At 40.2% G+C, this 13,442-nt stretch carries 10 protein-coding genes; 5 read left to right on the forward strand and 5 right to left on the reverse strand.

The window, feature by feature from the left end:
- Nucleotides 1-131: 131 nt before the first annotated feature.
- The 4 genes from AB8618_RS02290 to AB8618_RS02305 all read left to right on the forward strand — a co-directional run bounded on the left by AB8618_RS02290 (nt 132) and on the right by AB8618_RS02305 (nt 5,479).
- Nucleotides 132-2,462: a ferritin-like domain-containing protein gene (locus tag AB8618_RS02290; RefSeq protein WP_409424679.1), complete on the forward strand. Its 2,331-nt coding sequence runs from the start codon at nt 132-134 to the stop codon at nt 2,460-2,462.
- Between the two features lie 13 nt (nt 2,463-2,475).
- The gene (locus AB8618_RS02295) at nt 2,476-3,462 is read left to right on the forward strand and encodes a DUF692 domain-containing protein (RefSeq protein ID WP_138608981.1); all 987 of its coding nucleotides are present in this window, start codon (nt 2,476-2,478) and stop codon (nt 3,460-3,462) included.
- A 229-nt stretch (nt 3,463-3,691) separates the two neighbouring features.
- Nucleotides 3,692-4,318: a DUF2063 domain-containing protein gene (locus tag AB8618_RS02300; RefSeq protein ID WP_409424680.1), complete on the forward strand. Its 627-nt coding sequence runs from the start codon at nt 3,692-3,694 to the stop codon at nt 4,316-4,318.
- A 504-nt stretch (nt 4,319-4,822) separates the two neighbouring features.
- Nucleotides 4,823-5,479, forward strand: a complete 657-nt coding sequence (locus tag AB8618_RS02305; RefSeq protein ID WP_409424681.1) for a substrate-binding periplasmic protein — start codon at nt 4,823-4,825, stop codon at nt 5,477-5,479.
- Between the two features lie 204 nt (nt 5,480-5,683).
- Here the strand turns inward: AB8618_RS02305 and AB8618_RS02310 are convergent, their stop codons facing one another.
- From AB8618_RS02310 to AB8618_RS02325, 4 genes are all read right to left on the reverse strand, one after another.
- The gene (locus tag AB8618_RS02310) at nt 5,684-6,277 is read right to left on the reverse strand and encodes an alpha-ketoglutarate-dependent dioxygenase AlkB (RefSeq protein WP_409424682.1); all 594 of its coding nucleotides are present in this window, start codon (nt 6,275-6,277) and stop codon (nt 5,684-5,686) included.
- A 146-nt stretch (nt 6,278-6,423) separates the two neighbouring features.
- Complete coding sequence (locus AB8618_RS02315; RefSeq protein WP_418157330.1) at nt 6,424-7,434, reverse strand: sensor histidine kinase; 1,011 nt, start codon at nt 7,432-7,434, stop codon at nt 6,424-6,426.
- Between the two features lie 218 nt (nt 7,435-7,652).
- Complete coding sequence (locus AB8618_RS02320; RefSeq protein ID WP_409424684.1) at nt 7,653-8,063, reverse strand: hypothetical protein; 411 nt, start codon at nt 8,061-8,063, stop codon at nt 7,653-7,655.
- A 146-nt stretch (nt 8,064-8,209) separates the two neighbouring features.
- Entirely contained in the window at nt 8,210-8,872 is a 663-nt protein-coding gene (locus AB8618_RS02325) for a response regulator transcription factor (protein WP_409424685.1), read from the reverse strand.
- Nucleotides 8,873-9,040: 168 nt separating this feature from the next.
- On the opposite strand from AB8618_RS02325, the gene AB8618_RS02330 reads away from it, so the two are divergent.
- Complete coding sequence (locus tag AB8618_RS02330) at nt 9,041-11,164, forward strand: TonB-dependent receptor plug domain-containing protein (protein ID WP_409424686.1); 2,124 nt, start codon at nt 9,041-9,043, stop codon at nt 11,162-11,164.
- A 141-nt stretch (nt 11,165-11,305) separates the two neighbouring features.
- Here the strand turns inward: AB8618_RS02330 and AB8618_RS02335 are convergent, their stop codons facing one another.
- A complete protein-coding gene (locus tag AB8618_RS02335) occupies nt 11,306-13,357 on the reverse strand; it encodes a TonB-dependent receptor plug domain-containing protein (RefSeq protein ID WP_409424687.1) in 2,052 nt (683 codons plus the stop codon).
- Nucleotides 13,358-13,442: the final 85 nt, after the last annotated feature.

The raw sequence follows: 13,442 nt of genomic DNA on the forward strand, positions 1-13,442 counted from the left end.
AGTGTCCATCGCTCACCTACATCAACTAGCTTAAATCTTTAAGGTGTCTTGGAAAACCAACCAAGATCCTAACTTATTTTTATTTAAGCCAGCGATATTGCACAACGTTCACCGTCACAAAGGAGCAAATTATGAATGTGCAAAACAAAACGGGCCCGTCGGTAGCAGTAGATACAGAAATTGATGCTAATATTCTTCTCAGCAGTGCGCAAAAGCAAAAAATTAAAGTGCGTGATAGCAAGTATAAAGCGGCTGATTTATCTTGTCTGAGAGCAATTGCACAGGCTGCAATTAACGTCGAATTATTTACAATCCCGCTTTATATGAGCGGCCTCTACTCGATTCAAGGGACACACCAAATTGCAGACTCGTCGAACCTATATCCCGGCCGTTATTGGCCAGGGCTTGGTCCTACGGCTGGTTACATTCCTGAAATAAGACGTAATCAGTATGATGTTAACTTAACTGCTTTGTTTGACACCGACACCTCAGCTGGAAACAGTGATGATGCAAATAAACCAGCCAAAAAATATGAACTGTCTGTTAATCAACAAGTGTTCAACGGGGTATATAGTGTTTTTATTGAAGAAATGCTGCATCTACAACTGGCCTCAAATATGGCAAGTAAATTGGGCCTCACACCGAGCTTTACTAGTCAGGCGTTAATTGACGAAAAATATGGTTGGAAGTGCTACAACAACAAAAGTAGCATTCCACATATTTTGAACTTTGCGGACTGTACTACCGATTTATCTAAATTGAGCCCTGCGGTTCAAGCTTATTTCAAACAAATTTTTCCCAATAAAACGCTACAAGATTTACGTGTTAATGCAACAGAACTCAGTAAAGAGCAAACGCTGCTATTTATGTTGATAGAAGAGACTGAAGAAAATGCTCACAAAATTATTCAACCAGAGTTTTTAAAACCAAACGCAAATACACAACGACCAAAATACTTTGAACAAGCCCCCTATGATTGGTGGAAACCGAATTACAAGGAAAGTGACTTGCCGCTATTTGGTTCAATTGGGCACATGTACTTAAGTTATTGGGATTATATTCAGATCCAATATGACGATGGAACTAGTTTGTTAGATTACGCAACTATCCAACGCGACTACTTCAATGAGCGCGCTGGAAATGATGAATATCAAGCACAATTTCCGGGCATTATGGGTTCGCTCAACGTAAATTCAGATCATACAGCTCTCAAAGAAGCCTTAATGAACAATGTGAATGCCATTACGGATCAAGGTGAAGGTGATGGTGTGGCTGACATGCTTTGTAAACGTTGGGCTAATGAGAAATGGGCGCAAAACTTTCTTGCTTCTAAGGAGTCGCCATCAAACGATGCTCACCCGAGTACAGTCGAAGAAAAGTTCCAACCAAGCGCTGAAGCATTAAAAGCGGATTATCCAGCAAGCTGCAGTGAAGGTCCTATATCAGGCTCAGCATGTGCACGGATCACCAATAAATATAAAGATCACTTTCAAATTTTCACCGATACGCTGAAGCTGATCGTTGACTTTGAATCCCCTTCATCAAACTTTAGTGAACGCTACATGACATGGCCTACATGGTTTGCTGACGGTAACACTTGGAGTGACGATTTATTAGACCCCAAAGGGGGCGATATAGCACATGCGACTAATCCGCAACTCCCAGAGGTAGCAAGCGTAGTGCAAGCGCTCAATAGTCTGCGGCTCACGACTCATATCGGTGATACTCATAAGTTATTTAGTAGTTCAGCGGTAGGTACAATTAAAGGGCTCACAACAGCGCTAGATCGCTATTGGTCGGGTAAAACTAACGAGTTCCCGGGTCCCGCAATGGGAGGTTCTGGAGATAGAATTTCGATCTGCTGGGCAACCACAGGAATAGCACCAGATTTAGTGAGCGGTATCGACCCACAAAGTGCGGACACGCTTTATCATGCTTGCCAAGGGATGAGTTATACCAACATCGGCACTAATGATTTACCACCTCCTGAGGTATATCACAGCTGTAAAGGTAGTAATGATTGTAAAGCGCAAGGAGGTTGTGGTTTTGTGCATAGCACAACGCCAGGTGGCAGCTGTGGTGGCAGTGTATCGAGCGGGCCAAAAAGTGCACCAGCCGATAACAAGTGTAATAACTTGGGCGGTTGTGCGGTGCCTATATCGGCGTCTCAACTTTTCCCGGAGCTTTCTGGTGATGACCAAGAATACGATATGCAGTTATTTAAGTTTAACCTTAAAGATAATAGCTTCTCAGCAATAGACTATACTGACCCAAAAAGCCAAGCCGCTCCCACGGATAAGTCAGATGAGTGCATATTAATGCCTTATAAAAAAGGTGACGCTGTATACAACATCGCTTGGCAAGCTTACAGTAATGCGAATAGCTTGTTGGATGAAAACGGTAAACCGCCCGAGCAGCCAACGCCTTCAGATATTCGTTTAGCACTTCCTCCTTCAACTTGATAGGAAAGAGCGTATGACAAATCTAACACGGACGCAGGATTTTGCTGCGTCCGCAATCGAAAAGCTAACTGATCTTGGGTTTGGTGTTGGCCTCAGAAGTCAGCATTATCCTTATATTATGTCCCATTTGGAACACGATACCTCACTTGGTGTTGATTGGTTTGAAATCATCAGTGAAAACTATATAGATAATCACGGATATGGTCGGTATGTGCTCGATAAATTAAAGGAACAATACCCGCTAGTTATGCATGGCGTATCAATGAATATTGGTAGTAGCGATCCAATTAACTTTGAATACTTACGCAAGCTCAAAGAGTTAGGTGAGTTTGTTAACCCTCAACTTATTTCTGATCATCTATGCTGGACAGGCCTTGCTGGTTTAAATAGTCACGACTTGCTACCAATGCCGCTAACTGATGAAAGTTTACAGCACGTTATTGACCGCGTTGATCAAGTACAAGACTTTTTAGAGAGGCCTTTAGTGCTTGAAAACCCGTCAACTTATCTTGAATTTCAACACTCTACTTTCACTGAAAGCGCGTTTTTTTGTGAGCTCGTCAAAGCAACAGGATGCGGTATGTTATTAGATGTAAATAATGTTTTTGTTAGTAGTTTTAATCATGGTTTTGACGCCGAGCAATTTATTCGCCAATTACCCCTCGATCACATTGTTCAAATACACCTTGCAGGCCCTAGTGATTGTGGAGACTGTTTGATAGACACTCATGACCAGCCTGTGCCCTATAAGGTTTGGCAGCTTTACCAATTGGCGCAGCGCTTAACTGGGGGGACTTCGACCTTACTTGAGTGGGATGCCAATATTCCCAGTTTTTCTGAGCTGGTTGGAGAGTTAAACAAAGCAAAGCTGGTACTAGCAGGTCATATCCCGGAACAAAATACGATTATTAACACTAACGCGCTTTCAACCCCCATAGTTAACGAGCGTTTAGATGCGGCACGCCACACCATGTCTAAGCGAGTAGAGTTAGATCAATGAAAACACCAGACTTAATACAAACCCAGCAGTGGCTTAGCACCGTTTTAATGGTGCGAGGTGATTTGCCACAAAAGCTTAATACTGCTGCTTCACAAGGCTTAACTTTATATAAGTGTGTTAAAAGCAGTGACACACTTAATGCCATGCGAAGGGTCGACATCTATGCTGCAGGTTATGTGATGCGTTTAGTAGAGTGCCTAAGGGGGAGTTTGCACTACTTTGCCAGTTCATGGGTAAGGAAGTATTTGATACCTTCGCTAAAGCTTTTATTGTCACCTTGCCATCAGAGTCTTGGACTATGCACCAGCTAGGCTCGCGCTTCGCTGATTTTTTAGCGCACACAAAACCCACAGGCGATTTTAGCCCGCATCAGCAAGCTATGTTTTGTCTACCCGCAGAACTGGCTAAATTTGAAAGAGCAAAAGCATTAACACTTTTGAAGCCAGGGCCCGAAACAGCACATGAAGCTCTGTCCATTAGCGAAATTGAGCTACTTTGCGGTATTGCGCAAGACTTTATAATAGCAGTACCTGACTCCGTACAGCTTATTCAAAGCGATTATCCTTTACTGCCTTTAGTCGCTGAGCTTGAGCAAGGTAAGTCATCTCTTGTGCCCACACCAGCGCAAACGTATATTGCTATATCACGCCACCAATACCGTTTAAAAGTCACTATGTTAAACGACTGGCAAACCGATTTCTTACTTCAGCTAAAAAAAGATCAGCGTTGTTACAAAGAGGCTGTCGCCTATTGTTCAGATAAAATGAATATAGAAACACAAGTATTAAAGTCTCAATTAGCTATTTGGATCCCTAGTGCCGTGAATATAGGACTGTTTACGCTGCACAAGATTTAATTATCACCTTTGGTGTGTTTCTTATTCCTCGGCTTGCTGAACGGTGTTGGGTTGGTTTTACCGTTATGGCTTGCATCTGTCTCTAGTTTCTCCTTTTATTGGGATTTGAGGCTTTATTTAGTAAAACCACAAAGGGGTTCACCATTGTAAAATACCGTGCAAGTTGGCCGCGGTTTTTCCTTGATTTTTTATTCACAAAGTCCAAGTGTTTTATTTCAACCCAACAATTAAATGGGGCACCAACTGAAAATAAAGCTAAGCTCTTTATTGGAGGCCTTTCGTAATTTTTTAGAGGTGACTGATTACAGGCAGATTATTGAAACATAGTGATAAATTCACTTCCCGTTTTTGTGAAATTTAGGGTGTAATTAATCGATACAGACTAAAGGGCGGCCCCTTACTGAAATAGCTTATGCCTATTATGTTATTAGCAAGCACTTTAAATATAACTTTTATTTTTAAATCTTATATAATTTAAAAATTCCCCTTTAAAAAGAGATTACTATGATTCGTAGAACTCTCATTCTTTTTTGCATTTTCTGCTGTAATATCGGCTTGTTAAATGCCAGCGAAAAAGATAAAACTATTACGTTTGCAGTTGGCCATGATCATGAAAAAATGCTGCAGGAAAATTACCCAATCTATCGTGCGAGTTGGCAATTTTTAAATCAAAGCTTAGCTAAATTAGGGTATGAAGTGGATGCCATTGTTTTACCTTGGGCAAGAGCAAACTATTATACTCAGTCAGGAAAAGCTGACGGTTTATTTTTAGCGGCTAATCTACCAGGAAGAGAGCAGTGGGCGGTATTGTCAAACCCAATTGGTATGGGGGCATTTGGTGCTTTTTATCATAAAGATAGAAAAGACGAAGAAAATGTTATTGCGAGTGTTCGTTTAGGTGTGCACGACAAAATATTAACGGGTTATCATACTTATGAGTTGTTAGAAGTTGCCACTGCTCAACAAGGGTTTAAACTACTTTATAATCAAAAAATAGACCGCCTTATTATGTCGCAGAGTTATGGCAAGTACTTGTTGAGTACTGAATTAGTTGAATTTAAGAACAAAATATCATTTGATTCTGATGTCATTGAGAAACGTTCAATTCATATTGCATTTGCAAAAGACATCCCTAAAAGTTTGAACGCAAGGGGGTTGTAAATAAAGCTATCGATTTAGGTATAAACGACGGTATATACCATAAAGTTATGACTAAGAATAAGGTACCTAAAAGTATGTTTTTGTCTAGTCTTGATCAAAAGTAGGCACATCTTATCTATTTTCAATCGCTTTAAAGTCAGTTGATGAGCGAAGTTGTCTAATGGATGATTCCTTTATTTACTTTACGCTTTTTCACTAAGCTACTTATGTTTTGCTATTGCCAAAGCGTCTAAAAGAGATGTTAAACCTAGGTCCTATTGTGTTATCACCTTTGGCAATTGCATGTTCATAATCATCTTGAAAGCCTTTGCCCACCAGTAATAAAGAACCATTTTCTAACGTGATATTATAGTGTTTATGCGGGGTGGTTTTTGAGCGAATTAAAAACTTACGCTGAGCCCCAATACTGATCGAAGCAATTAGATCTGTAGAACCAAATGCGGGTAAGTCACTATGAAAGCCTAAGCTTTCTTGCCCATTGGGGTAGTACAAACATACCGCGACAGCCAAATTACAACCGGTGCGTTCAGTGATTTGCTGACGTAACTCTTCAAGCAGTGGGAAGCTCTTTGTTTGTCTGCCATGATGCAAGGAGAAACTACCCGATTTAGCAAGTTGTGAGTCTAAAAAAATCATTCGCCACGGTAAAATAGGTTTTTGTGATCCATCGGGGAAATCTATAACCTCAGGCTCTTCGAGATCATAGTTGCTCCTCAGCCACTTAAAAAGTGTTTCACTTTGCGCTGTAGACATGAAGTGTGAGTAATAATGGGCATCACAAGACAGGGGTAATTTCATGGTGTTTACCTTAGCTACACTCAAATATGAATATAAGCATATCAGTATTTTGAAAAATTGAAGTGTTTAGACTCCGCTAAGCAGCCACTTAACACTTGAACGCAAACCAAGAGGCGTAAAACCGCCCCTTTAAAAGGGGCAAAAGCTTACTGGATTTTACTTTTAAAGCGTATCTTTATTGATAAACCCGGCGACACGGAGTGCGCTTCAATCGTGCCTTGCTGCGCTAATACAAGTTCATTAACGAGTGCAAGCCCGATTCCGGTACCTTGTGTTGAGCGAGTCAGCTCTGAACCTCCGCGATAGAATAATTCGAAGATTTTGCTTTCTTGTTTAGCACTAATTCCCTCTCCATAATCACGAAATTCCATCTCAATAAAGTCTTTATTTTTAGCGTCCGGTTTGAAATGGATGTCTACTTTTTTACGCCTGTAATCGTGTATTTTTTCACTGTCAAAAAACTTAATCGCGTTATCGGTAATATTAATGATGACTTGTGAAAATGCATCTAGGTCAACCAACAGTAAGGCGTGATCGGGTTGGGTAAACTCACTTGAAATATTTATTTTAAAGTCGCTGTTAATTAGTAACGACGATACTTTCGATTCAATGATGTTGATAAGAATACTGAGTTTGGTGTAGTGCGCTTCAACACACTGTTGTGGTTGATTAAGCTTTGACAGTTGCAATATATTATCAATTAAACGCGAGAGACGTTCACTTTCACAGTGTATAAAGTCGTAATAATCTAACTTATATTGTTCTGATGGCACCATGCCAGACTTAAGCATTTCCGAATACATACGAATAGATGTCAAAGGTGTCTTAAGTTCATGACTCACAGAGGAAACAAAGTTAAGTTGCTGCTCTGCAAGCTTAAGTTGTTTAACCCCTAAACGGTAAAAGCCATAGCAGCCAATAACGATGCCAAGTATCAACAGCATCATGAGACCCAAGTTATATGTGGCAGCAGTGGGTAAAATAAGCTTTGAGGTTGAATACATCAGTTGGTGGTCTTTAAAAGGCCAGCGTAATTCATGTTTGTTTATGACCTGTTGATTAAACAAAGGCGATAATTGCATTGGTTGGGTTATCGTTGCTTGGCTTTGTACATGACCCTGATATATAAAATAGGCTTCATCTAAGCTTGTTAACATAGACCTTAATGTAATCGCAATAGTGTTGTTAAACTGCACTGTGGCTAGCATGTTTTTAATTTGATTATTTAAATAAACGCTGACATCGATTACATAACCTTGAAGCTTTTGGGTATTATTTACTTCAACGACACGGTAAAAAATTAGGTGTCCAGGTACATCAGAGAATAAGAGAAATTTCTCATTATTAGCTGCAAGCTTGTTATCGATAAGGCCTTTTAGTTCTTTTGACTTGGTAGTAATCGTATATAACTTTGATGCGAGGTTTTTTCTTTTTTTGTGTCGTCGTCATCTTGAGGGGTCATTAAATTTTGCGTATTGTGAATAACATTAGGCCAGACCGGGCTGTTGAATTGGCCCTCTTGATCAATTTGAAAATAACCTAATAGCCCTTCGTATCGCGTATTGTACGCGAGATCTGAAAGCGGCGATTTTTCTTTGCTGACGTGTTTATTGGCCGGGTTATAAATATGTTGGTAGTAATCAAATGCGAATGTACTTATTGCATTGTCAAAAACCACCCGTTTAAATAGCCGTAAGTTGAGTTGCGAGGTTATTTCTTCGGTTTTATCTTCATACTCAGTTATCAGGTCTTTTTCAAATTGATAATAACCTTTAATGAACACCATGCTAATCGGTACTAATAAAAGGAATAAGCAAATAAGCGTAAAGCCGCGCAGGCGGTTAACGCGTTGCTGGTAATTTAATAGTCGTTTATTTAAAAAAAGGGTTTCATATTACAATTGGCCGCTAAAAAGCTGATACCCTTCGCCTCTTAACGTAACGAGGTGCTCAGGTGTCTTCGGGTCGCGTTCAATTTTTTTCTTATTTTAGCGATATGAATATCTACCGTGCGGGTGTCTAGGCAGTCAGTTGATTTATATCCCCACACCTCTCTTAGAAGTTCATCGCGTGATACGGGGGCTTTTTGTTGATTTAAGTAGGTTAAAATATTCACTTCGCGACGCGTATAACGCATGGCTTTTTGATGAGATGTGCCGGTTAATTTTTGCATGCAAATACTCACATGCTTGCTAATGTTGAGTGTGTTGTTAGTGCTAGACAAACCTGACCGCCTAATTAAAGCGGTGACTCGTAACACCAATTCAGACGTTGAAAACGGTTTTGCCAAATAATCATCAGCGCCCAAGGTGAGGCCATTGATAATATCTTCCTCAGTATTTTTTGCTGTTAACATTAAAATTGGTTGCACCTGAGATTGCTGTCTAATGGCGTTGCATATCTCAAAACCATTCATTGATGGCAGCATGACATCTAAAAGAATACAACTGTATTGCTTTTCTAGCGCGCGGATGAGTCCTTTTTTTCCGTCTATTTCACTTTCAACATCAAAACCATGAAATACAAATAGATCCGTAAGGCCACGTAAAATACTCGGTTCATCTTCGATGATGAGCAGTGTGGGTTTAATATTCATATTATTGTTTTAAATCCTTTACTTATCCTAGCTGGACTATATCACCCTTTTATCCCTTCAAATGCAAAGTTTTGTAAAACTTTCGTTGCGTTAGTTTTACCTTTTGTGCCTATTTGAGGATGTGCCGGTTGATTAAGATAACCCTAATTTAATGACAGGGACTTAACAATGACACACCGCGTTACTCAACCAAATATATTATATAAACGCTCTGCGTTGCAGCATGCTATTTTATCCGCCGTGTTGATTGGCGGCTCAAGTATGCTAATTGGTTTTTCTACCATCAGTGCTGCGAATGAATCTATTGTCAATATTGAGCGGTATGAAGCAATTACCTTTATGGCGTTGGAGCCACAAACGTTATATGACATTCTAGAAAATACCCCTGGTGCAAATAGCCTTTTAAGCAAAATGAACAGCACATCAAACAATCGTGGTTTTGGATCGTCCGGCGATCAAATTTTGATAAACAGTAAGCGGATGTCGGGTAAAGAGAATAGCCTTGAGAAGGAGCTCAATAGTATTCAAGCGAAGGACGTAGAGTACATCGAACTGATTCGCGGGACGCGCTCTGATTTAGATGTGCAAAGTAATGGATTAGTGATTAATGTGGTACTGAAACAAGACATAGATTCATCGATTCTTTGGACGTTAGGCACGGTTAAAACAGCGAATATCAAGGCACATACCACAGGCTCTTTGACTTACAGTGCGAGTAAAGGCAATTTAAAATACAGAATAGGCTTAAACCATGCTGTTTATCCGGCTGAAATAAGCTCACAAGAGCAGTTTACCTCTCCTGCGGATGTTGATACGCAAACAAATGTTCGTCTACGCGAGAACATTTACAAAGAGAGCCAGTTATCTGCCAAGTTAGAATATGTATATTCAGATAAAACCGCAATGCAACTTACTGCCATTTATGAAAAAATCAACGTTGATGCGCTTACGGAGAACAACAGTGAATTTTTAACCTCAGACACACTTCAAAGCAAAGAGTTGGAGTATGATTGGGGCAGAGACAAGTGGGAAGTAAGCGGTGATATTACCCATGATTATAATGATGCTCATCAGTTGAAGTTGTTATTTATTAGTAATCAAGCAGATTCTGATGACAAAATTTGGCACCGTGTATCGCAAGATGGCGCAGTATTTAAACCAAATTACCAGCTACCACGCATTTATACCTCAAAAGAAAATGTACTGCGCACTAATTGGCGCTTTAAGCTCAACAAAAGTCATACGTTTGATTCTGGCTTTGAGGTGGCAATAAATCAGCTAGATGAAAATTTACAGTTTATTCGTCAAGCGGGGTCTGCTTATCATTCGACCGAATTAAATGACATTAAAGAAACGCGTTATGAAGGGTTTAGTAATTATAATTTTGCGATTTCACCGACGTTAAACCTACAATCGTCCTTAATATATGAACGATCGACGATTGACGTCGCAACAGACCTATCCGTAACAGCCAATACCTTACAGCACGTAAACAGTGACACATCGCGCACATTTAACTACCTCAAACCCCGTTTAAATCTGCGCTATGATTTGAATGATATTTATCAGGTGCGTTTCAATTACCAACGAACAGTCAGTCAACTTGACCTTAAAGATTTTGTGCCATGGTTTGATAGTTATGAATCTCGTCTTGAAGAAGCCAACCCTGATTTAAAACCTGAAGTGCGTGATGAGTTCTCTGTTGCGTTTGAAAAGCAATGGCAATCAACCGAAGGTAGTTTTATTGTGACGCCTTATTACCATAAAATAAGTGATTTAATTAATGAAGTCTTATTGGCTAAGCGCTCTGGCGACGGTAATATCGATAGCGCAACAGAGTACGGTGTTGAGTTTGATACATATTTTGGATTAGAAGCGTTTGGACTAAATAACACCTTGGTCAGTGCCAATTATACGTGGCGAGATAGCGAAGTAATTCATCCTTTTACCGCAGAGAAAGCGCCTATCGAGCGAGTAAGTAAAAACGCTTGGCAGGTAAAATTAAACCAGAACGAAATTTTACCTGGACTATCGATGAGTTTAACACTCGAAGATAAAAGTCGTTATACGTTTTATTATTATGACTATCAGGGCGATGTTGATACTAAAATCACCGCAAATGCCTTTATTGATTATCAAATTTCGCAACATTTAAAGCTGCGCTTCAAAGGTGATAATCTTCTTAATGATCGATACACCGTCAATAAAGCGCGTCATACAGGGTTGTTTACGCAAAGCCAGTACTTAAGGCAAGAGCAGCGTGCAAATGAACGCGCCCCCGGTTTTCTTTAACGCTAACGGGGCAGTTCTAGAAGAGGTGACCTTTCTAAATATTCAAATGACCACAATGATGTTGCTCTTGGGGTTGTTTAATTGAGTGAACCCTCATGTTTGAATGCCGGTTTATTACTAACCGGCCTTCATTGTATGTGCTTAAAAGTTTAACGTAATCCCGATTGAAGGCAGCGGCATATCAGGAAATTGATAGTCTTTTTCAAAATCACTGTAATCTATGTTGTACTCAAGTTCTTGCACCGTTTTTGAGCCGTAAACGTTAAGCACTTCGATATAAATAGTCGATTCGAGACCAAACACTTTGGTTTGATAGTCTGCGCGAAGATCAAGCCTGTGATAGTTTCCCCATTGCTCAGCATTAAACTCGCCGTATTGAGGTATATAAAAGAGGGGTTGATTATTAGTTTCAGTATAGGGAGTCGCAGATTGCACTTGTGTATAACGTCGCCCGCTTTGAAAACGCCATTTCGCGCCAATTTGCCAATTTTCGTTCCATTTATAATCTAGCACGAGGTTTGCAACCCAAGGTAAATCAAACTCAGAGTTAAATTGCTGATTGGTTAATGGGTTGTCGCGCTCTGTTTTACTGTAGGCAATGCTTGCCCAGCCATACCAATCTTCAGATAACTGCTTATTTAGCAGCAGCTCTATACCGTACGATTCACCACTGGCGACATCATCAAATGTTGGTGCGCCAGCCACATTCTGTGTTAAATGTCGCTTTTGTGCATCAGGGTTCGCAACGATTAAGTTATCTAGCTCTTTGTAAAATAGCTCTGTTTTTAACCCGAGTCCTTGACCAAGGTTTGAGTCTAGGCTCAACGTGTAATGAGTCGATTCACTGGCTTCAAGTGTGGATTCGCCATATTGAGGAATTAAATATTGGTAGTCATCAACCAGTGTGTGGTGAACACCGTAGCTAATGTTGAGTTTATGCTTATCGCTCACATCAAAGCCTATACGTGCGCGTGGCTCTAAATAACGTTGTGAATTGCTATCCGTTGCGAGGTACGCAAAACCAATGTTGTAATCCCAGCGAGGCGAAATGTCTCCCATGAGTGATGCATAGGCATGATAATCTCTTACAGTAAACGAGCCTTGCTGCGAAAACGTGGGGCTGAAATAGCTGGGTGGGCACACTTCAAATTCAGTGTTGCATGGCAATAACCGACCACTGCTTACGTAATCAATCTCACTTTGTTTGAGTTGAATACCAAAATCGAGAGTGAATGAATCTGCAATATATTGGTTATCTGATTTTACAATTATTTTTGTAATATCAGCATCCCAGCGAAAAATGTCACCTTCTCGCTCTTGCTGGTTTTGCGTTAATACATTGACACTGCTGATTGACTCGAGGTTGTCGCCAGTGTATTGCCAACTGATTGCTTGGCTATGAAAATAACTTTGGTATCGTTCGCCAGAAGCTAAATCAGGGTTTTTACCAATGTCGCGGCCGTCTGCATCAAATTCAATTTCAATGTAATCTTTTGCGCCGCTGGCGGTTGCACGTAACACATTATTGTTATCTATATCCCAGATTAGTTTTGCTTGGTAATCCCTGTTACGTGGTGGCACTGAAAATGAAAAGTCTTCGTCTTCGATAAAGTTATCAACGTAGGTGTGCACTAAACTCTCTCTAAATGAAACGTAGAATGCGGCATCTGGCGAAATCGCTTGTTCATATAAAAAGCCACTGCGAAAAAAGCTCAAATCAATTACATTGGTTGGCATGTCAGGGTTTGGATCTCTTAATTGCGTTAATATGACCCCGCCATTTGCATTGGCATAGTTGCTCGCCCATGCGCCTGTTTTTAACTCAAAGCTTTCAATAAGCAGTGGGTTATAAATACTCAAACCATCGTTGTGAAAAATATACCCCATCTCTAACCCATCTGTTAGATAAAGGTTGTCGTTAGTTGAGCTGCCACGAATAGCCGGTTGTGCTACTGGGCCGCCAGTATTAGGGGTTGCTAAAACAACACCTGGGAGAGCTTCTAAACCTTTGAGTGGATCGTTGCCCGTACCGGGTAGTGTTAATAATTTGTTCGAACTAATTTTAATGCCGTCTGGCTGAGGAGCCACCACGGTAATACTTTCAATCTCGTTTTGACTGTTGTCTGTTTGAGCCCAAGCGTGTGTACATATTGTGCTCACTAAAACTGCGATTGTTGATTTAGTAAATGTCATTTTTGCATCCTTTGTATGCGTTATTTAATAACAATAATTTACGGCTTAAATGATTTCTGGTTTAATTAACTTATTGATTTATGTA

Origin of the sequence: Pseudoalteromonas sp. RW-H-Ap-1 (assembly GCF_048318575.1) — a bacterium.
Classification (GTDB): Bacteria; Pseudomonadota; Gammaproteobacteria; order Enterobacterales; family Alteromonadaceae; genus Pseudoalteromonas.